This window comes from Erwinia sp. STN24, assembly GCF_041320675.1.
GTDB lineage: Bacteria > Pseudomonadota > Gammaproteobacteria > Enterobacterales > Enterobacteriaceae > Erwinia > Erwinia aeris.
In genome coordinates this window covers 203,969-225,875 of record NZ_JBGGPM010000003.1, presented here as the reverse complement: position 1 = coordinate 225,875, position 21,907 = coordinate 203,969, and the positions used below count along the sequence as shown (strand labels likewise).

The window sequence follows — 21,907 nt, the reverse complement described above, 5'->3', positions numbered from 1 at the left end:
TACAGCGGTTAAGCAAGCCCTGGAAACTTCCGGTTTACAGCATAACGGGTCTGTGCTGGAATCCCAGCCTGATTTTTAATTTACTGGGGAAACCTCGCAAAGATGATGCAAGCGCCGCAGTTCTCACAGCAGGTACTGGACTGGTATCAGCGCTTTGGCCGCAAAACCCTGCCCTGGCAGCTGGCAAAAACCCCTTATAAAGTTTGGCTCTCCGAAGTGATGCTGCAACAAACGCAGGTCGCGACCGTTATCCCTTACTTTGAACGCTTTATGGCACGCTTTCCCACCGTGACCGATCTGGCTGCCGCAAAGCTGGATGAGGTGCTGCATTTATGGACCGGACTTGGCTACTATGCCCGCGCGCGCAATCTGCATAAGGCGGCGGTACAGGTAGTGGAAAAACACGGCGGGAAATTCCCGGAGACCTTCGCAGAGGTTGCCGATCTGCCCGGCGTCGGCCGCTCGACAGCGGGTGCGATCCTTTCTTTATCGCTGGGTCAGCATTTCCCGATCCTGGACGGCAACGTCAAGCGAGTGCTGGCACGCTGCTATGCCGTTCAGGGCTGGCCGGGCAGAAAAGAGGTGGAAAAGCGTCTTTGGCAGATTAGCGAAGAGGTCACGCCTGCCGAAGGCGTCAGCCAGTTTAACCAGGCGATGATGGATTTGGGCGCGATGGTCTGCACCCGCTCAAAACCCAAATGTGAAATTTGTCCGCTGAAGCTGGGCTGTATCGCCTGTGCGCAGGGCAACCAGACCGCTTATCCCGGCAAGAAGCCAAAACAGATTTTGCCGGAGCGCACCGGCTATCTGCTGATGATGCAGCGGGACGACAAAGTGTGGCTGGAACAGCGGCCGCCGGTTGGCCTGTGGGGCGGGCTGTTCTGCTTTCCGCAGTTCGCCAGCGAAGACGAGCTGCGGCAGTGGCTGCACAGCCGCCGTATCGATCATGCGGCGCTGACCCAGACTATCGCTTTTCGCCACACATTCAGCCATTTCCACCTGGATATTGTGCCAATGTGGCTGAAACTGCCTGCCGCAGGCGCGGTCATGGATGAAGCCGCGGGTCTCTGGTATAACTTAGCGCAGCCGCCGTCCGTGGGACTGGCTGCCCCGGTGGAGCGCTTGCTGGCGCAGCTGCGTCAGCCGCAACCGATGGGCATTCCAACAGAAGAGGAAGAGTGATGAGCAGAACCATTTTTTGTACGTTCCTGCAGCGCGATGCTGAAGGACAGGATTTTCAGCTCTATCCGGGTGAACTGGGCAAGCGTATCTATAACGAAATTTCCAAAGAAGCCTGGTCGCAGTGGATGAGCAAGCAAACCATGCTGATCAACGAGAAAAAGCTGAGCATGATGAACCCGGAAGATCGCAAACAGCTTGAGCAGGAAATGGTGAAATTTCTGTTCGAAGGACACGATGTCCATATCGAAGGTTATACCCCGCCAGCAGAATAAACGTTGGGCCTCGCCATAGAGGCCCCCTCAATTTGGGCGTAGCACGACATAATGAAGAAACTGATAGGCTTGCTGGTTATCGCGCCGCTGCTGATTTCCTGCTCCAGCAATAAAAAGCCGGTTTTCCACGAAGAGTGGGTCAAGGACACCAACGGATTCGACATTCTGATGGGGCAGTTTGCCCATAACATCGAAAATATTTGGGGTATTAATGAAGTCCTGATCGCCGGTCCAAAAGACTACGTTAAATATAGCGATCAGTATTATACGCGCAGCCATATTAACTTTGACGCCGGTAAGATCACTATCGAGACCATCGCCGGTACGGATCCGATGGCAAGCCTGCGTCAGGCGATCATTACCACGCTGCTGATTGGCGAAGATCCGGGCAATGTCGATCTCTACTCCGACGCCAACGATATTCAGCTGGGTCAGGAGCCGCTGCTCTATGGTCAGGTGCTGGATAATACCGGCCAGGCGATCCGCTGGCAGGGTCGCGCGGCCAGCTTCGCCGACTACCTGATCCAGAATAAATTGCAGCGCCGCAACGCCGGTCTGCATATCATCTGGTCGGTTACTATCCCGATGGTGCCCAACCATCTGGACAAGCGTGCGCATAAATATCTGCCGATGGTGCGCAAGGCGGCGGAGAAATACGGCGTGGATCAGGCGCTGATCCTGGCGATCATGCAGATTGAATCGAGCTTCAACCCCTATGCGGTCAGCCATTCTGACGCGCTGGGCCTGATGCAGGTGGTGCAGCATACCGCCGGCGCGGACGTGTTCCGCATGAAAGGGAAATGGGGCAAGCCGAGCCGCAGCTACCTGCTCGATCCGGAAAACAATATCGATGCGGGGACGGCCTATCTTTCGCTGCTGCAGGACAGCTACCTTTCCGGCATCGCGAATCCGCTGTCACGGCGCTATGCGGTGATCACAGCCTATAACGGCGGCGCGGGCAGCGTACTGAGAGTCTTCTCCAGCGATAAGAATCGGGCCTTCAGCGCGATTAACGATCTGTCGCCTGCGGAGGTGTATCAAACGCTGACCACCAACCACCCTTCTGCCGAGTCGCGTCGCTATCTTTATAAAGTGAACAACGCGCAGAAGAGCTACCATCGCTATTAGTATTGCTGCGGGTAGCGCGGACGTTTCGGGTGGGGTAAAGCGAATAGCGCGCAGGCTGACTTCTGCAAAAGAGCAAAGCGGACGGATCCGAGGATCCGCCCGCTTCCAGTCTTAGCGGCTGATGTTTTTAAACTGCTTTGTGGTTTCCGTCAGCGCAACTTCGGTCGGCAACCGCTCCATGGAGCTGGCGCCGTAAAAACCGTCGCACTGTGGGCACTGGCTGAGGATATACTTCGCGTCTTCCGGCGTGGAAATCGGCCCGCCGTGACAAAGTACAATGACCTCTTTACGCACTTTCTTCGCGGCTGCCGCCCATTCGTTGATTAACGGCACGCAGTCGGCCAGCTTCAGTGCGGTTTCCGCGCCGATGTTGCCGCCGGTGGTCAGTCCCATATGCGCCACGATAATATCCGCGCCCGCTTCCGTCATCGCTACAGCATTTTCCGTGCTGAAAACATAAGGCGTGGTCAGCATCTCTTTTTGTGCCGCCAGCCGGATCATATCAACTTCCAGCCCGTAGCCCATGCCGGTTTCTTCCAGGTTGGCGCGGAAGTTGCCATCAATCAGCCCTACCGTGGGAAAATTTTGCACGCCGGCGAATCCCATCGCCTTGAGATCGTCCAGAAACTTATCAAAATGGCAGAAGGGATCGGTGCCGTTGACGCCCGCCAGCACCGGCGTGTTCTTCACCACCGGCAGCACTTCTTTTGCCATATCCACTACGATTTCGTTGGCGTTGCCGTAGGCCAGCAGGCCGGCCAGCGAACCACGCCCGGCCATACGGTAGCGCCCTGAATTATAGATAACGATCAGGTCTATGCCGCCCGCCTCTTCGCATTTCGCGGAAAGCCCGGTACCGGCTCCGCCGCCGATAATCGGTTCGCCGCGCGCAATCATCGCGTTAAATTTTGTCAGTATCTCCTGACGGGTAAAAGCCATGTTCAGCACTCCTTTTCGATCAGCTGGCGAAACTCTCTGACCGCCGCCAGCGCAAATTGCGGATCGTTGATATTAAACGGCAGGCGACGAATAACGCGGCGGCTGGTCTGTTTGACGTTCGCCTCCAGCGTGCTGATAAAGGCGGCGCGCGCTTCCGGCGACCAGAAAGCCTGGCCCGGCGCGTCCAGCGCGGAGAACCCGCCTTCCGGGATCAAAAACACGATGTCGCCTTCGCAACGATTAAGCTTATCCGCTATCCATTTCGCCATCGTCGCGTTCTCTTCCGGCGTGGTGCGCATCAGCGTAACCTGCGCGTTATGGTGATAGAAAAGCCGGTCGGCATATTTCTCCGGCACGCCGGAAGGATGACCAAAGTTGACCATATCCAGCGCGCCGCAGGAAATTACGCAGGGAACGCGGCTGTTGGCTACGGCGTCAAAACGCGTTTCATCGCAGGCCAGCACGCCGCCAAACAGGTAGTCGCAGACTTCGGTGGTGGTTAAATCCAGCAGGCCGCTCAGCATCCCGCTGTCGGTCAGCTTTTCCATCGCCTTGCCGCCGCTGCCGGTGGCATGAAACACCAGGCAGTCGTAATGCTCTTCCAGCATGGCGCTGACCGTCTGAATACAGGGCGTGGTGACGCCGAACATGGTCAGGCCCAGCGCGGGCTTGTCGTTACTGTCTTTCTCTATGGGAAAAAGCACCGCACCGGCGATTTGATGGGCCGCATTGCCCAGCACGCGACGCGAGATACGGTTAAGGCCGGAGACATCGGTGACCGAATAGACCATGCTGATATCGCTGGCGCCGACGTAGCCGGAAACGTCGCCGGAAGCCATCGTCGAAACCATTACCTTCGGCACGCCGATCGGTAAGGCCTGCATCGCTGGCGTAATCAGCGCGGTGCCGCCCGAGCCGCCGAGGCCGATAACCCCAAGCAGATCCTGACGTTGGCTAAGGAAAATTTTAAACGCCTGCGCCATCGCGTTAATGGCCCTGCCGCGGTCGCCGCAGAACACGGCTTCACGCCCGTCCGGATGAAAATCGGCGACCAGCTCCGGCGGAAAATCAGCGGTGGAAGGCGTACTAACTGGTTGAGTTGACAGGTCAACTGTGACGACGTCAACGCCCGCCTTGCGCAGGCAGTCGCTGACATAAAACAGTTCCCTTCCTTTAGTATCAGCCGTTGCGACGGCGTAAACAAAACCACGATTAATAGTCATAGTCGTAACAACACCCTGTTATCAGACAGAATAAAGACTTGATAAAGAAGCAATAAAACAGTAAATAGAGATTGAGAGTTTTTTACTTTCAATTTGTTGAGATAACAGTATCACTATCGTCAATGATAAATCAATTGAATGGAATAAGTGTCTCACAAGGATGTTGGCTATGCTTAATAACAAAACCTGTCCTGCAGACGCCAGCGAATGGGAATGCCCTTTACGCGCTGCCGTCTTCAATCGCTTGAATATCAGGCAGATTTAACAAAATGAGGTTAATGTGGAGCAAAGGGATTCCGCTGGGGTTGTAAAGCTGACCGCCACACGCGCAAGAACACGTCGTTTACTGATCGAGACCGCTATGCGGCTTTTTGACAGCGGCGCGTTCCCGTCCATTACCGAAGTCGCGCAGGAAGCTCAGCTTTCTCGCGCAACGGCCTATCGCTATTTTCCAACGCAGAGCGCGCTGGTTTCCGCCATCGTTACGGAGACGCTCAGCCCGATAAAAAGCTGGCGCCCGACTCGTGAAGAAGCCAGCGACCGTATTGACGAGCTGCTGACGTTCGCTTTTCCGCGCATGTTGGAGCATGAAGGCACGCTGCGCGCGGCGCTGCACCTTTCTCTGACCCAGTGGGCACAGTCGCAGTCCAGCGACAAGCCGGACAGAGAAAAGCTGGTAAGGGGAAACCGCAAGGCGCTGTTGCAGCACGTGCTGGAGCCGCTGAACGACGAGCTGCCGCCGGAGATTGTCGATCGGGTGATTAAGTCCCTGTCGCTGGTCTACGGCTCGGAGATTTTTCTGGTGATGAAGGATATCTGGGGCTGCGATAACGACCAGCTTCAGGATATCGGCAAGTGGATCGCCAGGGCTATTATGCGTCAGGCGCGGGAAGACGCCGCGCTACAGGCTAACTGAGCGGCGCTACCGTGCGACAAAAGGGGCTTATCCCGCGACCTTAGCGGCGCGGGATCGCTGGCTTAGCGGCTAAGCATATAGCCCATCAGGCGCTTCACGCCGTTTTCGTCCGTTTCCACATACACGCCCTGTAGCTCCGGTGAAAAACCCGGCAAGCCGTTTAGCCCTTTCTCCAGCGCAAGGAAATAACGCTGCGCCGCCCCGCCCCAAACCTCGCCCGGCACCACGCAGAGCACGCCCGGCGGATAAGGCAGCGCGCCTTCCGCAGCGATACGCCCTTCCGCCTCTGCAATGGGCACCAGCTCGACGTTGCCGCGTATAAATTCAATGTTAGCGTCCTGAGGGTTCATCGCCACCTTCGGCAGGCTCTGCTGGCGGAACATCGCCTTCTGAAGATCTTTTACCTCGTTACCGACATACAGCTGGTGCATCTCCAGACAGAGGCGGCGCAGCGTATAGCCTTCGTAGCGCGCGGCGTTTTTGCGGTAAATAGTCGGCAGCACGTCGCGCAGCAGCGCGTCCTCGCGGATATGCTGCTCAAACTGCGCCAGCTTCGCCACCAGATGCGCCATTTTCTCCATGCTTTCGGCGGGCGTCAGCAGGAAAAGAATGGAGTTCAGATCGCATTTTTCCGGCACCACGCCGTTTTCACGCAGGTAGTTGGCCAGGATCGTCGCCGGAATGCCGAAATCAGCATATTCACCGCTGGCGGCATCAATGCCCGGCGTGGTCAGCAGCAGCTTGCAGGGATCGATCAGATACTGATCTTTTGCGTAGCCGGCAAAGCCATGCCAGGCGGCGCGCGGCGCAAAGCTGAAGTAGCGGCTGTCGGCGGCAATAGCGGCCGTCGACGCATCCTGCCAGCGCTCGCCGTCCACTTCGTCAGGGATAAAAGGCCGGATCATCTCGCACTTCGCCAGGATAGCCTTGCGCGCTTCAATCCCCAGCATGACGCACTCGTGCCACAAACGTCGTCCGGCTTCGCCCTGGTGCATTTTGGCATTAACGTCGAGCGCGGCGAACAGCGGATAAAAAGGACTGGTTGAGGCGTGCAGCATAAAAGCATTATTAAGCCGCTTATGGCTGCAAAAACGCCGCTGGCCGCGAAGGTGGTTATCCTTTTTATGGATCTGGGAGGTTTGCGAAAAGCCAGCCTGCTGTTTGTGTACCGACTGGGTGACGAAAATGCCCGGATCACGCTCATTAAGTTCCAGCAGCAGCGGCGAGCAGGCTTCCATCACCGGAATAAACTGCTCGTAGCCTACCCAGGCGGAATCAAACAGGATGTAGTCGCAAAGGTGGCCGATGCTGTCGATAACCTTACGCGCGTTATAAACCGTGCCGTCATAGGTGCCAAGCTGGATAATCGCCAGCCGGAAAGGACGCGGCTGGTTGGCGCGATCCGGCGCGACGGCGGCAATTTGCTCCCGCAGCCACTTCTCTTCAAAACAGTGCGCATCGATACCGCCGATAAAACCAAACGGGTTACGCGCCGTTTCCAGATAAACCGGCGTCGCGCCCGCCTGGATCAGCGCGCCATGATGGTTGGATTTGTGGTTGTTGCGATCGAACAGTACCAGATCGCCTCTGGTCAGCAGCGCGTTGGTTACGACCTTATTGGCGCTGGAGGTGCCGTTCAGCACAAAGTAGGTCTTATCCGCGTTAAAAACTTTTGCTGCGAATTTCTGGGCGTGCTTGGCCGATCCCTCGTGAATAAGCAGATCGCCCAGTTTCACATCGGCATTGCACATATCGGCGCGAAAAATGTTCTCGCCAAAGAAATCATAAAACTGACGTCCGGCCGGATGCTTTTTAAAAAACGCGCCGCCCTGGTGGCCCGGACAGGCAAAGGTGCTGTTATCCATTGCCACGTATTTGGTCAGCGTATTGAAAAACGGCGGCAGCAGCTTTGCCTGATAGTCGGCGGCGGCGGCCTCCAGCCTGGCGGCATCGTCTTCTTCGCCCGTCAGCACGCCCGTCACTTCCGGCAGATCTTCCGCCTGGGCCAGATCGTCAAGCGAGATAAATACGGGCAGGTTAAAACCGGTATGGCGCAGCAGCGCCAGCATCCCGCTGCGCGAGTCGGCCACGGAGAGCACGATTGCCGCCACGTCCGTGAAGTCGGTTTTTTCCAGCGTCACGACTTCGCGACCGGTCTGAAGGTGGATCGCCACGGTGGTGCTGGCTGCAATTTTAAGTGGTGTCATTACGCAAATCCCTGGGCAAGGATAAGGGTGCCGGAGGCACAGCAACGGGGAAAGGCGCGGCCTTTACCCCACGAAAGCGTCAGTAGGGTCAGCTTCGACCGACAGACATCAGTAAACTCCGCGCGCGGCGGGTTTTACTCATGGCTAACCGTGAAGCAGGCAGAGCCTCACCGCATGGCGAGCGGCGTGGATAACAGAAGAAAATGGGATCGGCGGCGCGACATCGGATGATAGCGACAGTGCAGCAGAGCTTGCATGATGACGGCCTCGCAGGATGAAAACCGGGGCAATAATCGCATCTTTTATTTTGATGTTCAAGACGCAAAAAGCATTATCCCTATATAGCCATTTTTAAATAAATATATACATTTCATATAGTTATTTTTTACCACACCTCTTTTACGCTGATTTTTTTGGTGGTTATGCACTGAAAATGCAAACATATTCAGCAGTTTTCGGTGGTTTTGGTTTTACGAACTGACGGCATTTGCCCGACGTGTGCTTTCGCTGCCCTGCCCCGTTTATTAGCCATCTTCCTTAGCGACAAAGCCTCATCAGGAATGCCTGGCTTGCAAAGCTGTGCAGCACGGCGAGCAAATCAGTCTTTAGTATGATGTAACTAACCAGAAAAGGTAGCCCGCGAGCGCGACGGTTTGCAGCAGACAAATGCGGGCAATAGTGCCAAAGCGGCGCAAATCCAGCCGGATTGATGAAAAAGAGTGCAAACAGTTCGCTTTTGTGCATAAAGCCGTTGACGGTTTTCCGCGACTCCTGTTTAATGCGCCTCGTTGCCCGGATAGCTCAGTCGGTAGAGCAGGGGATTGAAAATCCCCGTGTCCTTGGTTCGATTCCGAGTCCGGGCACCACTAATTTAGTTTTATGGCGTTCACATAAGTCCTGAAACGTTATAAAATCAGTAAGTTAAAGAAACCTGATGGCGCTGAAAAGCTCTTTCAGGTTTTTTTACATCCAGAATTTTTGCGGCTTAATTGAAGGCCTGTTGGTTTGATAAACCTCGGAGCCCCCGCCATGCCACTCACCGATGCCACCATCCTCAATACAAAACCGCTCGATAAACCTCACAAACTCGCGACGCGCAGGACCTTTACCTGCTGATTAAACTCAACGGCTCTAAACTCTGACAATTCGAATACCGCTTTGGCAACGTGGAGGACGCCAGCCCTGAGTTGCAGGAAACGGCGGAAAGTAAAGCTCCCTGCTTTCTCAACGCTGCGATGATGTCGGCAGGATGCCACTCCGGTTGCCTTATGCCGCTACCTCGTCAATAAATTTCACGCCGCCGGTGATGCGCAACCAGCGCGGATCGTTGATTTAATTAGAGAAAAAGTGGTTCAGATCGTACAGCAGGTAGCCAGGGTAATTTCGGATTTACGGTAACAGCCTCTGTCCCGTCAGCATCTGCGTCAGAGCAAGGCAGTAATGGCAAAGTTCAGTACATTCAGGAACGAAACTCGTTGGGCAGGTGGGGAGTATATCAACTGTCAGGCTGTCCATCATGTGCTCCGGGATCGGATCCAGCAACGAAGGCAGAAGCAGCCTCAAAACAATATATCATTGATGATTTAATTCAAAACACTACCATCTTATTGGCTCCAAATAATGCCAATCAAGCATGAACCAAATCCCCCAACGTCACCATCAACATCATCGGCTCTATCGGCGACGGCTCAAACCCCACCCGCAGGTAAAACTCCCGCGCTTCATCCGACAGGGCGTGAACCAGCATCCCGCGAATACCGATAGTTTCCGCCACCTGAATCACCCGTAACCCGGCATCCCTCACCAGCGCCCGTCCGACGCCCTGCCCGTGCAGTGATTTATCCACCGCCAGACGCCCCAGCACCACAACGGGGATCGGATCGGGCATATTGCGACGAAAGCGACCGGGGGCAGTGTTTGTCGTTACCGCGCTGGACGCCAGCGAGTAATACGCCAGTACGTTAGAATCGCTGCCACAACACACAAAGGTACGGGACGCGCCAGTGGTCTGATTTTTCATCGCCCGCTGTTTCAGCCAGTTATCCATAGAATCCACACCGCAGCAAAACGGGGTAAGAATATGCCCGGCATGAAGCGGTTCAGGTGCGGAGATCATTTTTCCTGTTCCCACGGCGCAGGGGTCTGCATGGTTTTACGCAGTGTGGCGTTTGGCGCGGGAGCCTGATCCAGACGGGTCAGAAATGCCTGATAAGCCTGCGGATCGGCCATGATGATGCGTTGCTCGATCAACGCCTCTTCTGCGGCGGCGCGAGCGGCCTCCAGCACAAAGTCTGTGCGGTTTTTCCCTCTGGCTTTTGCAGCCCGATCGATAAGCTCGCGCTCAGCGGGCTTGATGCGCAGGTTCAGGGTTTCGCGTTTCATCGCCATGCTGTTTGCGGTTGGCATGATGTTGTCCTCTTGTGTTTCTGTGGATATAAAGTATACAACATGCGTAACGCAGATGTCATTACGGTAAATCCAGAAGGAATCGAACCGGAGTATCGAATCAAACGATTTTCTACGTATTTTAAACCACCATTATGATTTACAAGCAGAAATGAGGGTCAACCTCTGGGTCTTAACTGGAGATAGAAAAAAGATTTATCATTGAAATCAAATTGGTAAGTAATTGAATGTTCCCGAGTCCGGGCACCCTATTTGTAAGAACGGACCTCCCAAGAGGTCCGTTTTTCGTTTCTGTATCCCGCTAAGTTTGCGTTCCCTTTCCGATCGGCGCCCTGCGCGCGTACCGTCCTGACGTCAAAATCTGACAAAAAATCATGACAGGCTGAACGCCACTTATTTATCCCCCCTGGCCTTTTCCGCCTCCTGCTTCAACAAAAAATAGCGTGCCTGTAACTGCGCCAGCGCCCTTTCCGCCTGCCGCCGCTGGATATCTGACTGGCTGAGCGAGTAAAGACGCAGCTGTTCTTCGGCTGGCACCGAGCGGTTAAACGCCTGGGTGGCGTTATACACCACCGACTTCAGCTCGCTGACCGTCATATATTTACCGCGCTGCCCGTCGAGCGCATTCAGCTTTAAAGTTAGCTGCTGTAGCTGCTCCATTCCCTGCTGCCAGCCGCCCATCGCCTCTTCAGGCAGCGCCGCCGCTTTTACTTGCTGCTGCCATTCCGTTGCTATACCGCGTGCCTCCTCCGGGCTGGCTGCCAGCGCCAGGTCTATCAGCTGCTGCCCATAATTCAGCGCCCAGTCCGGCGCAAGGCCGCTAATGTGCGCCAGCTGCTGCTGCGTATCCCGCAGGACGTTTTGCGGCAGCGCACCATCCTGCTTCAGGCTGTTTATCTGCGCTGTGGAAAGCGGCAGCGGTAATGGCGTCAGCGATGCCTTTAGCTGTGCCACCAGCGGGTCCGTACGATGCAGGCTATACCATGCCCATTGCCCCATACATCCCGCCATCAGCATGGTAAGCATTCCGGCGACAAAAGGTTGCCAGCGGCGGGTCTTCGGCGGTGCCGTCGTCACCTCAAAGTTGGACGTGGGCTGCGCCACATAGATCCACCGCGCCGCGCCGGGCACCATCTCAGCAACAGACTGCGCGGCGGCAGGTAATGCTACGGCTGGCGCGGAAACAGGATTATCGCCCGTGGCGGCATCGCTGTTTTCCAGCCGCACCGCGCTGGTGTGCATCAGCGCTGCCAGCGCGTCGAACTGGCTCAGATTCCGCAGCTCAAGGCGTTGTAACACCTCGTTAAGCCGTTTGAGCTGCTGTTCGGCAAGGTAAAGCTGGCTGAGGTCGCTGTAACTGGCGGGAAGCTTGCGCATCCATTGCTGCACGCGACGGCTAAGCGCGCTGAGGATCTCCACCCGTGCATGCACCCGTGGCGGCCAAAGATTTCCCCACTGGTGACGGATTAGCGCCTCCAGGATAGCCAGCCCTTCGTTCAGCCCGGCCAGTCCGGCCAGCTGCGCGCGCGCCAGCGTGTACCAGGCCGCCGTTTGCAGCTCTACGCCGTTGTGCTCAAACAGCGCGAGGCTGAGTTTTTCTACGTGTTGCCAGTTAACGTCCGGGCGTGCCGGATGGGACAGCTTGCCCAGCTCGTCGCGTAGGGCGGCGTAATCCGTCAGCGTGCGTGGGTCGCCGCCGGTTTTCAGGTAGGGTTCGGATAAAGTAGTCATAAGAGGTTTCAACTTCGAAAAATAAAGGCGTTTGAGATAAAGCAACAGGCTCGTGATTGGTTAACAGATTTTGATCCAGGCGGGCGGCGTGATAGTCAGCCTGCGGCTTCTCTTCCTGTCGTCCTGTCCAGGCAGCGCCGGGTGACAGGTTCCCAGTAGGCATTAAGGTTTCTGCTGTTTATGCACTGCGTGGCCGCACCGTCAGCAGGCTGGGCGGCGCGTTTTTGCGGCGTAGCTTTCTTTTTTTTGGCCTGTGCCGTTTGTGGATCTTGCCCGGGATACTCTACCCGCCGGTGCGGGCTTCCGTGGCAGTGATACTCACCTGTTTTACGATTGGTATGGCAGCCTTCAGAATTTGTTCGGCCCGAATGGGCTAAAACAGAGGGGCTTAACATCATGCAGATTAACAGCGCTGTGCCAGCGTGAAGTTTCATTCGTGCTCCCTGTCGAATGCAGAGCCGGAAGGTCTGTATACGCCTCCGTTCTCTGGTTCAGAGGATGGATTGCCGATCGAGATACTGCTGCTGTTTCATATGGCGGATCAGCACCTTGCCTTCCGGCAGAAATTCGGTGCCGTAGCGCACCAGGCCAATCCCTTTCAGCTCGGCATCAATGCCATAGCGCAGCTCGCCGGGCATGGCCTGCGGCAGCAGCGTTACCTGAATGCTGTTCAGGCGCGGCTCGTAGCGGAGCAATACCTCGGACAGCGTGGTCATCAGCTGGTGCGCCGTGCCGGGCATTCCCTGAAGGATTTTGCTCATATCCGGCAGGCCGTAACCGGGCAGATGCGCCAGCGTTCCGGCGCGGCAGTTGAGAATACGCTGCATATTATCGAGCACGGAAAGAATGACCTGGTTCTCTTCGCTGATGTCGTACAGATCCAGGCCGCCGCTGAAGTTGCCGTAAAGCATTTCATACAGCGAGGGAGCGTTATGTGAGTGCGGCATTATTTCTCCTTGAGGGAAAGGCTGTTATCGCCCGCTTCCAGTACGCGAGCGTTATCCGCATCCAGCGCTTCACGCGCCAGCACCTGCTTCCAGTTATTTTTAGTCAGATCCGGCTGGCGGAATAACCCCACCACCGCGACGAACTCCGCCTCTGGCGCCATCGGCATATCCAGGTTGACCGCGCCGCCGGGAGTCAGGATCACATCCCGGCTGGCGAGCAGGTCGCTACTCAGCAAGGTATCGCCTTCAGTAACCAGCTGCTGATAGACCAGCTTATCGAAGACCTTACGGTCGCGAAGCTGATAGACGCGTATCACTACGGACTGAGGCGCGCTGTGGCTTTCGCGCGTATCAGTATTCAGCGCTTCCCGACTGGTAAAATCGAGATGCAGCACCTTTATTTGTTTATAAAAAATGGCGGACACCGCCGAGCGGGTGCCGTCGGTGACGCTTTGCGTCAGTCCGCAGCCGGTCAGGCTGACGGCCAGTAACGGCAGTAGCCAGCGGGCGGATTTAATTGAATTGGTAGGTAACACGCTGATTTCCTTGTACGGAGACGGAAGAAGACAGCCCCTGATAGCGGCCGGATTCAATGGTAAAAGTTTGCGGCACGTCGCTGGGGATCTCATCCCCTTCCACGCCCAGTACGCCGCTCATGCCCAGCCGGAACGGCGCTTCGCCAAGAGGGGCTACGCGCAGCAGCGCCGTGCTGACGGTCAGACGAATTTTTGCCTTAAAGCGCCAGCCCAGGTAAACGCGCAGCATCACCAGAAAGTCCTGATACAGCTGACCGTCCGGCATCCAGCCCTGGGTTTCGCTTTTGCTGTCGGTTATCAGCTCAATCAGCAGCTGGCTGCTGGTATCCATAACTTCGTCACCCAGCGCCGCATTACCGTCCAGCAGGAAATCTTCCTCGCCGTAAAAGCCGAGCGGCTGACTGATTTCCACCGGCCGCAGGCTGTAGGGGCTGACGCTGGCGCGGGTTTCCGGGGCCAGCAGGCGAACCAGCGCCTGGATCCCTTCCTGGGTTTTTGCAGGCTGCCGCAGTACGCCCAGCAGCGCCAGGAAGCGAGAAACCGGCGTGGCGATATGGCTGGCGGTGCCGGGAATGCCCAGCCCGACTAACCCCAGCAGCGACTGGGAAATAGCGTCCGTGCCGCCTGGCTCAAAGGTGGCCGGATAGGAGTATTTACGCCAGATGCGATAGAACTGCGTCAGGATGCGGTGGCTGAAAATATCGAGAAATGCCTGGAGCGCCTCATGCCCTTCCCTGCGCTGGGTAATATCGTCCAGATAGCTGGTGGGCAGCGGTGAATCCACGCCGTACATGCCCATAAACGTGGTCCGTATTTTGGGTGCGGCCGTGGCATCGTCTTCACTGTATTCAACGCTTTTCAGCTCGCTGGCGGGAAACCCCATCCCCGGCCACGGGGTAAAGCGCACCGCATCATCCTGCGGACGGCTGGAGCTGCCGAGCGGTGGTCGTTCCGGGTGCTGTTTTTCCAGCAGCTGACAGAAGCGATAAAAGTTTATCCGCGTCAGCTCCGCTTCCAGACGCGGGCTTAACCGGGAATGCGGCGGTTGTGTTTCTCTTCCCATTGCAGGCGTTCTCCGGTGGGGTTCAGAATGATAACCAGTCGATTAAACAGATAGATATCGGTATACAGCGCGAAGAAGTGACTGAGCATTTCGCCAAACAGACAGATATCGCCGTGGCCGGCAAAGCCGTGGCTGTCGAGCGTGACGTCAATCTGCACGCCCCGCAGCAAATGGCCTTGTTCAAAGCGCTCGATTTCGCTGTGGCTGACATCGACAATCGCTTCCAGACGGCGGCGATTCATCTCGCTGCCGGTCCACTCGTACAGCGCCAGCGTGCCGCGCAGCACGTCGGCATTGTCCATCATCGACAGGAAATTGCTGCCGAGATGGCTCAGCACGCGCCAGTGAAAACGGTCGCGATCCGGCGGATAACAGGGCAGCGTGGGCGCACAGAGGTTGCGCACCTCCACCTTTGCCGAACTGGTCTTCATCGCGGTATCCAGCACCGTGCTCTGCAACGCGCGGCGCGGCAGCTGGCCGTTGGTGCCGGTAAGCGTCAGCGACAGGCTTTCATCATCCGGCACGGTATGGTTATCAAAGGCTTCCCCACCGAGGATAAGCCAGGTGTTATGCAGCCCGGACGCGCCGCGCCGCACGCGGGTATGGTAGTAATATTCCGGCGCTTCGTGACGCATCATGCCGCCCTTATGGCGGAAGCTGGAAAACGGCACGTAGGCATGCCGCCCGGAGGAGATCACCGAATCGACGGAATAAATTTCGGTATGGCCATCCTGCACGCGCATAGGACGCAGCAGATACTCGGTCTGAAGCGAGTTCAGCGTCAGCGGGTCGGACTCCAGCGGAAAAAGATTGATGACCGGCGCGCAATGCAGCCGCAGGTGCTTCTCGCTGAAGGTGAAATCGTGCTCCCAGCGCCGCGCCAGCACTACCTCGATTTCAAACCATGCCAGTGCGGCAGGCAGCGTCACGCTCTCCAGACCGCGCAGGCCGGTGAACATAAATTTTTCCCGGAAGGTAAAGTACTCCAGCAGCAGCTGGTAGCCGCTGAAGCTGCTTTCGCCTTTCGGCCACAGCCCGTCTTGCTCGCCAAACCCCAGCGCGGTAAAGCGCGCATCCAGCGGGCGACGCTCCGGCTCTCCCGGCAGGCGCAGCCAAATACTGGCGGTGTTTAAGGTAAAGGCTTCATGCATCGCGCAGGCCAGCGGCGCGTCAGCGTTAAAATAGAACGGGATCAGGCTGAGATCGACCCGGCTCCAGTCGGCCAGGCTGCTACAGGCAAAACGCAGGCACACCACCGATCGCCCTTCCGCATCGGTTGAAAGCGCGGCCTCCTCCAGTGCCAGCGGTTGCAGGCCGATCTGCTGAGTCGTGGTGTAGCGACAGCGGGTCGCTTTCTCGCCAATGGGCCGCGAGAGGATTTCAAACCCCTTCGCGATGGCTATTTTTTCTTTCATTTCGCGCCAGTCGGGGCTGAACTCTACTATCGACATTGACGGAATAGTCCGTAAGTAGTGCGGCCACAGCAGCGTGACCAGCCCTTCCGTCAGCTCGGGCAGATCGTCATCAAGCTTCTCGCGCAGGCGGCCCATCATAAAGGCGAAGCCCTCGAACAGGCGCTCCACATAAGGATCGCGAGCGTCCGCTTTATCCAGATTCAGCAGCGCCGCGCGATCCGGGTGAGCGCGAGCGAACTCTTCACCCGCTTCAAGCAGGTAACGCATTTCCGCGTCGTAATAACGTAGGGTTAAGTCGTCCATGAAGATAAATCTCAACTTTGGCGGATCTCCTTCAGGCCGCCTGGAAAAGCGCGGTAGAGGAAAAAAGCCGGTAAAAAAGAAGGGTGTGAATGACTAGCCGATGAAGTCGATAGTCGACTCATGCAGGTGGCGCGCCAGAGCGGCCCTGGCCTGCTGGTTTTTCTCAGTGATAACGCGTGTGCTTTCCCGGGCGGCGAGCAGCCCCGCTATCGCTAATTTTAGTGCCTGATATGAGCGTATCCTGCGCGGCCTGATGGTCAGATCGCCATCCTGTGCCGCTTTTCTTTTCTCCCTTATCACAAATCTTTGCTACGCTTCTGTCTCTTAGTATCAATAAGATATTAAGGTTCAGTGGACATCCGTCGTCATATTTAATCGAAAACTTGAGTAGATTCCGTTTTCCGGCATTCGTAGCTGTATTTCTCATAACGTCATTTGTCCTTCGCCTGACGGACCGCCGCATTCATCTTCTCTATCTCCGCCCGCGCACCGGCCCGTTTTGCCACCAGGTCAAACGGCGTGTCCCTGCGGATCAGCGGCGGCATCGGCGGTATGCTCAGCTTACCGCTATGGTAATAGTCGTCGCTCTCCAGCCAGTCCGCCTGCCTGCGTAGTTCCGCCAGCGCCGCCCTGTCCCATGAGTGCCAGCAGAACCCCACCGGCAGGTCATAGGCCACCACCCGGCTCATAAAGTCCTTATTCATCGGCAGCGTGCTGTGGTCGGTCGGGCGCAGCACGTATGTGCGCACCTCCTCCCGCATTTCCTCATAAGACTGTTTTTCATACCGTATCCGCTGCTCTTTTGAACCCGGACCCGGCTGGTAGTAGCCCGACGCCGGCTTACGCTGCATTTTCCGGTCAAAGTAGCCGTACAGGGAGATGTAGTAACGGTAGTCCGCATCGACGGGCATATTCCTTTCCGGATCAATCTGTCCGTAGCCATATCCCGTCGGGCCGCTCTGTTTTTCCGTGCTGCGGTAGTCCCCGTCAAAGTCCTTCAGCTCCTCTGCCGTAAGCGGAACCGGCACCCGCGGCGCGTTTATGTTCAGCCTCTGCGCCCGCTCCGGCGCCGGCCACGTCAGCTTCTGCATCACCGTGGTCGTGCTGTCCCAGAACGGCCTGCCGTCGCCCGGGTCGCCGAAGCGCGTGGCCGGGTCGGGCTCGCCGCCGCAGGGGATGTTGCGCGCCATCATGCGCACGTACAGCGTGTCTCCGGCCTGCTTAAACAGCGGATGGGGGGCTGTATAGCCGCTCTCCCGGGTGTTGGGCAATCCCTGCCAGCCAATGCTCCGCAGCGGCGACGAACCCATAACGCGGTCGTGCGGATTGCAGTAGATAAAGGTGCTGCCGTGGTTGTCCCGCTCCGGCAGCCCGTTAAACGTTTTCCCCGCGGGCGTCCAGCTTTCCCCGTCGCAGCACGCGCCCGCCAGCAGGCCGCCGGCGTTTTGCCCCCGCAGCCGGCCCCTGTTCTCCGCCACCTTTTTCACAATATCGGCAAAGGTCGCCTCGCGCGCCTCCGGCGTGATAATTTCGTCAGGCGGATAGGAAACGTAGGTGGTCGGCTCATTATCCAGCGCGTAGGGCGAGTTCATCACAAACAGCGCGTCCGGCGCCTCGATGGCCGCCGCTGCCAGCGCCACCATCGTCCCCTGGCTGTGCGACAGCACCGTCACCGTGTCTTCCGGATGGGCGCGGCGGATTTGTTTTATCAGATTTGCCAGGCGGCCGGCGGCGTGAGCGTAGTAGCTGCGCGGCGGCGCCCGGGTCAGCAGGCGGTCGCGCTCGCCGTTCATCAGCTGCGTGCTGAAGGGAACCGGCACCCCCATTACCTGAAGCCAGTTGTCAAACCCGGCCCCGCTCCACAGGCTGACCAGCTGGTTGCAGCCGTTCTGAAAGGGGCCGCCTCCCCAGAAAAAAGGTCCCCCGCTCTTTCTCTCTTCCGGCGTGAGCTCGTAGTAGTTATCGCCGCGCTTATTTTTCAGCGGAATGGCATAGTCGTCTTCCTTTCCTTCGGCGGCCCGGTAGCCCCAGTAAAAGCGGATTACGGGGGAGCGGCCCTCTTCCGTTATCTTTCTCGTCGGGACAATCCATTTTTGTTTTATGTCACCTTTTTTTCCGCTATCGCCATAACAACCATCCCATCCTGAATCATTTTTATCACAGGGCGCCATATAACCTTCCGCATAACGATTTTCTTTTAACCTGTATTTTTCATCTTTGTCACCCAGTCCTAAACGACGATTCAAACCCTGACATAATGCTTCTTCAGCGTCGTTATACCACTCTCCTTCTGAGTTAACTCCATGCGCAAAAATAATCAGCCCCGGCAACTGCAAAGGTAGTTGAAGCTCGGCATTAACTTTGATGTTTTTATGTGATGTCATAGAGTAGCCAAAAGGCATTCCATTATCTGTCAGATGGACATCAATTTTTCTTGTAGGTGAACTTCTGTTATTACTCATCAACCCCCCTCTTATTTTGCACAGGCTCTAAGCGGCGATCGCACTGCATCGTTTCCTGGATAGTCTGAGAAACATCGATAGAAAGAGTGGGTTGATGAACCGGGCCGGTTGCTCCGGAATAAAAAGAGTTGTTAGTCGCTTCCTCATCTGGATAAAACGTCCATTTTAAGGCGTAAGCACTGGTTGGTGAGCGTTCAGGAAAAGCATATTTAATCATATAAAATCCCTCATTCGTTACCAGCATATCGTAATTTTTGGTATTCCCATTAGGATCCTGCGTATACCCACCATAGGTCACCGAGCGTTTCGTTTTATCCCCATCAGTGGTTAACGCAACGATATTCATACACCCTTTATCCGATCCCATACAGGCGGCTTTGTTGTCATTTCTTGTCACAGGAAATGCCAAATAATCATCACGTGTAGAAGTCCAGAAAAAACGACCCTTAAATAAGTAGCCTGATGAGGGTGAAATCTGAACGTGGATGTTTTTTAATTTATTATTATAAAACGTCTGCCCGTTCTCACAGCGGGTATAATTTTCCAGCGTGAAATAGCGATTATCATCAATACGGTAAATAATTTGCGGCGGCCCGTAAACCGGCGGGGGTGCATTCCTGTCTTTTTCGGTCATCACCGTTTCATGCAGTGAGCCGGCCCCGAGACCAAAAGCGGCCCCCTCTGTCACGCAGCTGGTTAACAGCGGCGCGGTTAACAGAACGGATAACAGACACGACATTTTCGTCAGAATATTCACAGTGGTTAATTCCTTTTTATATGAATCCAGGTTCAGGTTTTTTTGTAGCGCGGCATTGCCCCGATCCACAGGCTGACCAGCTGGTTGCAGCCGTTCTGGAAGGGCCGCCTCCCCAGAAAAAAAGCCCCTGCTCTTTCTCTCTTCCGGCGTGAGCTCGTAGTAGTTATCGCCGCGCTTATTTTTCAGCGGAATGGCATACTTTGTCATCCTGTCCTAAACGACGATTCAAACCCTGACATAATGCTTCTTCAGCGTCGTTATACCACTCTCCTTCTGAGTTAACTCCATGCACAAAAATAATCAGTCCCGGCAGCTGCAAAGGTAGTTGAACCTCGGCATTAACTTTGATGTTTTTATGTGATGTCATAGAGTAGCCAAAAGGCATTCCATTATCTGTCAGATGGACATCAATTTTTCTTGTAGGTGAACTTCTGTTATTACTCATCAACCCCCCTCTTATTTTGCACAGGCTCTAAGCGGCGATCGCACTGCATCGTTTCCTGGATAGTCTGAGAAACATCGATAGAAAGAGTGGGTTGATGAACAGGGCCGGTTGCTCCGGGATAAAAAGAGTTATTAGTCGCCTCCTCATCTGGATAAAACGTCCATTTTAAGGCGTAAGCACCGGTTGATGAGCGTTCAGGAAAAGTATATTTAATCATATAAAATCCCTCATTCGTCACCAGCATATCGTAATCTTTTGTAGCTTCTGTCGGGGATGTGGTATTTGATCCATAACCCACACCATGCAATGTTTTTCCACCATCGGTCGTAACAATGACTGCATTAACGCATCCCTTATCGGCTCCTACGCAGGGGGAGTTCTTTGTATCTGCCGTTGCGGGAAAAGCCAGGTAATCGTCCCGCGTGGACAGCCAGAAAAAGCGCCCCTTAAATAAATACCCTGAGGCGTTTGACACTTTAGTGTGCACTCCGTTTTTTTTATTATTATAAAACGTCTGCCCGTTCTCACAGCGGGTATAATTTTCCAGGGTGAAATAGCGGTTATCATCAATGCGGTAAATAATTTGCGGCGGCCCGTAAACCGGCGGGGGTGCATTCCTGTCTTTTTCGGTCATCACCGTTTCATGCAGTGAGCCGGCCCCGAGACCAAAAGCGGCCCCCTCTGTCACGCAGCCGGTTAACAGCGGCGCGGTTAACAGAACGGATAACGGACACGACATTTTCGTCAGAATATTCACAGTGGTTAATTCCTTTTTATATAAATCCAGGTTCAGGATTTTTTTGTAGCGCAGCATTGCCCCGCTTCACAGGCTGACCAGCCGCTTTCATTGTGACTTACTTCAGTTAAACGACCCGCATCATATTTATTTTCCACAAGGGAAAATTTATCTTTAAGTCCAAGCCTTTCGTTTAACCCGTCACATAAGGCCTTTTCCGCATAGTCATACCACTCCCCCTCGGAGTTGACTCCATGTACAAAAATAATCAATCCGGGTAATTGCAGCGGCACCTGCACTTCGGCATTAATATTTATATTTTTATGGGAGGTCATGGAGCAGGCAAAAGGCGCACCATTATCAGTTAGTTTTACCTCAACCTTACGCGTAGGCGATAATAGTCGACTATTGTTCATCAAGACGGCTCCTTACCGGCTGTTTTGGTTCCAGACTACGGTCGCAATGCATGTTTTTATCTATACTTTTAGTATAGAATTTTGATAAATCTATTTTATAAAACCCACCCACGGGAATCGGCTCACCCGGTTTGAATAAATCATAGACACTCTCTATTTTAAGCACACCGAAATGGTATTCATCATTAAAACCCCATCCATCTATCACAGGATATATTCTGTTAACACCTCGATAGTAAATCATATAAAACCCCTGATTCGTCACCAGCATATCGTAATCTTTAGTGTCCCCATTAGGATCCTGCGTATACCCACCATAGGTCACCGAGCGTTTCGTTTTACCCCCATCAGTGGTTAACGCAATGATATTCATACACCCTTTATCCGATCCCATACAGGCGGCTTTGTTGTCATTTCTTGTCACAGGAAATGCCAAATAATCATCACGCGTAGAAGTCCAGAAAAAACGACCCTTAAATAAGTAGCCTGATGAAGGCGAAATCTGAACGTGGATGTTTTTTAATTTATTATTATAAAACGTCTGCCCGTTTTCACAGCGGGTATAATTTTCCAGCGTGAAATAGCGATTATCATCAATACGGTAAATAATTTGCGGCGGCCCGTAAACCGGCGGCGGCACATTATTGTCTTTTTCGGTCATCACCGTTTCATGCAGTGAGCCGACCCCGAGACCAAAAGCGGCCCCCTCTGTCACGCAGCTGGTTAACAGCGGCGCGGTTAACAGAACGGATAACAGATACGACATTTTCGTCAGAATATTCACAGTGGTTAATTCCTTTTTTATATAAATAAAAATTCGGTA

At 55.0% G+C, this 21,907-nt stretch carries 21 protein-coding genes, 1 tRNA gene and 1 pseudogene; 5 read left to right on the top strand and 18 right to left on the bottom strand.

Going from position 1 to position 21,907, the window contains the following annotated elements; translation table 11 throughout:
- The first annotated feature begins 105 nt into the window (after positions 1–105).
- From mutY to mltC, 3 genes are read left to right on the top strand one after another with little or no spacing between them, the layout of a single operon-like run.
- Positions 106–1,182 carry an A/G-specific adenine glycosylase gene (gene mutY / locus ACA373_RS13660; RefSeq protein WP_369895995.1) on the top strand — a complete coding sequence of 359 codons (1,077 nt, stop codon included), beginning with the start codon at positions 106–108 and terminating at the stop codon, positions 1,180–1,182.
- Positions 1,182–1,454 (top strand): oxidative damage protection protein, encoded by a 273-nt coding sequence (locus ACA373_RS13655; protein WP_125287307.1) that lies wholly within the window; start codon positions 1,182–1,184, stop codon positions 1,452–1,454. Before mutY ends, ACA373_RS13655 begins: the two co-directional genes overlap by 1 nt.
- A gap of 51 nt (positions 1,455–1,505) precedes the next feature.
- On the top strand, positions 1,506–2,582 hold the full coding sequence (gene mltC, locus ACA373_RS13650; protein WP_199746323.1) for a membrane-bound lytic murein transglycosylase MltC: 1,077 nt from the start codon (positions 1,506–1,508) through the stop codon (positions 2,580–2,582).
- 111 nt (positions 2,583–2,693) lie between these two features.
- Here the strand turns inward: mltC and ACA373_RS13645 are convergent, their stop codons facing one another.
- Together ACA373_RS13645 and ACA373_RS13640 are read right to left on the bottom strand one after the other, a co-directional pair.
- On the bottom strand, positions 2,694–3,521 hold the full coding sequence (locus ACA373_RS13645) for a phosphoenolpyruvate hydrolase family protein (protein ID WP_253458578.1): 828 nt from the start codon (positions 3,519–3,521) through the stop codon (positions 2,694–2,696).
- A gap of 2 nt (positions 3,522–3,523) precedes the next feature.
- Positions 3,524–4,744, bottom strand: coding sequence for a Tm-1-like ATP-binding domain-containing protein (locus ACA373_RS13640; RefSeq protein WP_253458575.1), 1,221 nt, complete (start codon positions 4,742–4,744; stop codon positions 3,524–3,526).
- 280 nt (positions 4,745–5,024) lie between these two features.
- Between ACA373_RS13640 and ACA373_RS13635 the strand changes: the two genes are divergently transcribed.
- Entirely contained in the window at positions 5,025–5,660 is a 636-nt protein-coding gene (locus tag ACA373_RS13635; protein WP_253458572.1) for a TetR/AcrR family transcriptional regulator, read from the top strand.
- 62 nt (positions 5,661–5,722) lie between these two features.
- Here ACA373_RS13635 and ACA373_RS13630 read toward each other — a convergent pair whose 3' ends face one another.
- The gene (locus ACA373_RS13630; protein WP_370734666.1) at positions 5,723–7,867 is read right to left on the bottom strand and encodes an ornithine decarboxylase; all 2,145 of its coding nucleotides are present in this window, start codon (positions 7,865–7,867) and stop codon (positions 5,723–5,725) included.
- Between the two features lie 790 nt (positions 7,868–8,657).
- Here ACA373_RS13630 and ACA373_RS13625 point away from each other — a divergent pair.
- Positions 8,658–8,733, top strand: a tRNA-Phe gene (locus tag ACA373_RS13625).
- A gap of 296 nt (positions 8,734–9,029) precedes the next feature.
- Here ACA373_RS13625 and ACA373_RS13620 read toward each other — a convergent pair.
- The 15 genes and pseudogenes from ACA373_RS13620 to ACA373_RS13550 all read right to left on the bottom strand — a co-directional run.
- Positions 9,030–9,137 (bottom strand): annotated as a pseudogene (locus tag ACA373_RS13620) (helix-turn-helix domain-containing protein); the annotation flags it as partial.
- A gap of 357 nt (positions 9,138–9,494) precedes the next feature.
- Complete coding sequence (locus ACA373_RS13615) at positions 9,495–9,983, bottom strand: GNAT family N-acetyltransferase (RefSeq protein WP_301253193.1); 489 nt, start codon at positions 9,981–9,983, stop codon at positions 9,495–9,497.
- Entirely contained in the window at positions 9,980–10,273 is a 294-nt protein-coding gene (locus tag ACA373_RS13610; RefSeq protein ID WP_370734665.1) for a DUF1778 domain-containing protein, read from the bottom strand. Before ACA373_RS13610 ends, ACA373_RS13615 begins: the two co-directional genes overlap by 4 nt.
- A gap of 393 nt (positions 10,274–10,666) precedes the next feature.
- Positions 10,667–12,004 (bottom strand): VasL domain-containing protein, encoded by a 1,338-nt coding sequence (locus ACA373_RS13605; protein WP_370734664.1) that lies wholly within the window; start codon positions 12,002–12,004, stop codon positions 10,667–10,669.
- Positions 12,005–12,099: 95 nt separating this feature from the next.
- Positions 12,100–12,399: a DUF1283 domain-containing protein gene (locus ACA373_RS13600; RefSeq protein ID WP_370734725.1), complete on the bottom strand. Its 300-nt coding sequence runs from the start codon at positions 12,397–12,399 to the stop codon at positions 12,100–12,102.
- A 96-nt stretch (positions 12,400–12,495) separates the two neighbouring features.
- The gene (tssE, locus tag ACA373_RS13595) at positions 12,496–12,951 is read right to left on the bottom strand and encodes a type VI secretion system baseplate subunit TssE (protein ID WP_370734663.1); all 456 of its coding nucleotides are present in this window, start codon (positions 12,949–12,951) and stop codon (positions 12,496–12,498) included.
- Complete coding sequence (gene tssJ / locus ACA373_RS13590) at positions 12,951–13,487, bottom strand: type VI secretion system lipoprotein TssJ (protein WP_253458560.1); 537 nt, start codon at positions 13,485–13,487, stop codon at positions 12,951–12,953. The genes tssE and tssJ overlap by 1 nt, the downstream gene beginning before the upstream one ends.
- Positions 13,465–14,550 (bottom strand): type VI secretion system baseplate subunit TssG, encoded by a 1,086-nt coding sequence (gene tssG, locus ACA373_RS13585; RefSeq protein ID WP_370734662.1) that lies wholly within the window; start codon positions 14,548–14,550, stop codon positions 13,465–13,467. The genes tssJ and tssG overlap by 23 nt, the downstream gene beginning before the upstream one ends.
- Positions 14,514–16,268, bottom strand: a complete 1,755-nt coding sequence (gene tssF, locus ACA373_RS13580) for a type VI secretion system baseplate subunit TssF (RefSeq protein ID WP_370734724.1) — start codon at positions 16,266–16,268, stop codon at positions 14,514–14,516. The genes tssG and tssF overlap by 37 nt, the downstream gene beginning before the upstream one ends.
- Before the next feature lie 431 nt (positions 16,269–16,699).
- Positions 16,700–18,439 carry a hypothetical protein gene (locus ACA373_RS13575; protein WP_370734661.1) on the bottom strand — a complete coding sequence of 580 codons (1,740 nt, stop codon included), beginning with the start codon at positions 18,437–18,439 and terminating at the stop codon, positions 16,700–16,702.
- Between the two features lie 283 nt (positions 18,440–18,722).
- Positions 18,723–19,694, bottom strand: a complete 972-nt coding sequence (locus tag ACA373_RS13570) for a hypothetical protein (RefSeq protein ID WP_370734660.1) — start codon at positions 19,692–19,694, stop codon at positions 18,723–18,725.
- Entirely contained in the window at positions 19,663–19,932 is a 270-nt protein-coding gene (locus tag ACA373_RS13565) for a hypothetical protein (protein WP_253458550.1), read from the bottom strand. Before ACA373_RS13565 ends, ACA373_RS13570 begins: the two co-directional genes overlap by 32 nt.
- Positions 19,925–20,746 carry a hypothetical protein gene (locus ACA373_RS13560; protein WP_370734659.1) on the bottom strand — a complete coding sequence of 274 codons (822 nt, stop codon included), beginning with the start codon at positions 20,744–20,746 and terminating at the stop codon, positions 19,925–19,927. Before ACA373_RS13560 ends, ACA373_RS13565 begins: the two co-directional genes overlap by 8 nt.
- Positions 20,722–21,084 (bottom strand): hypothetical protein, encoded by a 363-nt coding sequence (locus ACA373_RS13555; RefSeq protein ID WP_370734658.1) that lies wholly within the window; start codon positions 21,082–21,084, stop codon positions 20,722–20,724. Before ACA373_RS13555 ends, ACA373_RS13560 begins: the two co-directional genes overlap by 25 nt.
- Entirely contained in the window at positions 21,074–21,868 is a 795-nt protein-coding gene (locus ACA373_RS13550; RefSeq protein ID WP_370734657.1) for a hypothetical protein, read from the bottom strand. Before ACA373_RS13550 ends, ACA373_RS13555 begins: the two co-directional genes overlap by 11 nt.
- Positions 21,869–21,907 lie beyond the last annotated feature (39 nt).

Excerpts from the sequence above, each read along its gene's own strand:
- ACA373_RS13565 (WP_253458550.1), bottom strand. The coding sequence starts at position 19,932 with ATGAGTAATAACAGAAGTTCACCTACAAGAAAAATTGATGTCCATCTG.
- ACA373_RS13570 (WP_370734660.1), bottom strand. The coding sequence starts at position 19,694 with ATGACAAAGTATGCCATTCCGCTGAAAAATAAGCGCGGCGATAACTAC.
- tssG (WP_370734662.1), bottom strand. The coding sequence starts at position 14,550 with ATGGGAAGAGAAACACAACCGCCGCATTCCCGGTTAAGCCCGCGTCTG.
- mutY (WP_369895995.1), top strand. The coding sequence starts at position 106 with ATGCAAGCGCCGCAGTTCTCACAGCAGGTACTGGACTGGTATCAGCGC.
- ACA373_RS13615 (WP_301253193.1), bottom strand. The coding sequence starts at position 9,983 with ATGATCTCCGCACCTGAACCGCTTCATGCCGGGCATATTCTTACCCCG.
- ACA373_RS13605 (WP_370734664.1), bottom strand. The coding sequence starts at position 12,004 with ATGACTACTTTATCCGAACCCTACCTGAAAACCGGCGGCGACCCACGC.
- tssE (WP_370734663.1), bottom strand. The coding sequence starts at position 12,951 with ATGCCGCACTCACATAACGCTCCCTCGCTGTATGAAATGCTTTACGGC.
- ACA373_RS13575 (WP_370734661.1), bottom strand. The coding sequence starts at position 18,439 with ATGGCGCCCTGTGATAAAAATGATTCAGGATGGGATGGTTGTTATGGC.
- ACA373_RS13555 (WP_370734658.1), bottom strand. The coding sequence starts at position 21,084 with ATGAACAATAGTCGACTATTATCGCCTACGCGTAAGGTTGAGGTAAAA.
- ACA373_RS13600 (WP_370734725.1), bottom strand. The coding sequence starts at position 12,399 with ATGTTAAGCCCCTCTGTTTTAGCCCATTCGGGCCGAACAAATTCTGAA.
- ACA373_RS13645 (WP_253458578.1), bottom strand. The coding sequence starts at position 3,521 with ATGGCTTTTACCCGTCAGGAGATACTGACAAAATTTAACGCGATGATT.
- ACA373_RS13640 (WP_253458575.1), bottom strand. The coding sequence starts at position 4,744 with ATGACTATTAATCGTGGTTTTGTTTACGCCGTCGCAACGGCTGATACT.
- mltC (WP_199746323.1), top strand. The coding sequence starts at position 1,506 with ATGAAGAAACTGATAGGCTTGCTGGTTATCGCGCCGCTGCTGATTTCC.
- ACA373_RS13655 (WP_125287307.1), top strand. The coding sequence starts at position 1,182 with ATGAGCAGAACCATTTTTTGTACGTTCCTGCAGCGCGATGCTGAAGGA.
- ACA373_RS13610 (WP_370734665.1), bottom strand. The coding sequence starts at position 10,273 with ATGCCAACCGCAAACAGCATGGCGATGAAACGCGAAACCCTGAACCTG.
- tssF (WP_370734724.1), bottom strand. The coding sequence starts at position 16,268 with ATGGACGACTTAACCCTACGTTATTACGACGCGGAAATGCGTTACCTG.
- ACA373_RS13560 (WP_370734659.1), bottom strand. The coding sequence starts at position 20,746 with ATGCTGCGCTACAAAAAAATCCTGAACCTGGATTTATATAAAAAGGAA.
- ACA373_RS13630 (WP_370734666.1), bottom strand. The coding sequence starts at position 7,867 with ATGACACCACTTAAAATTGCAGCCAGCACCACCGTGGCGATCCACCTT.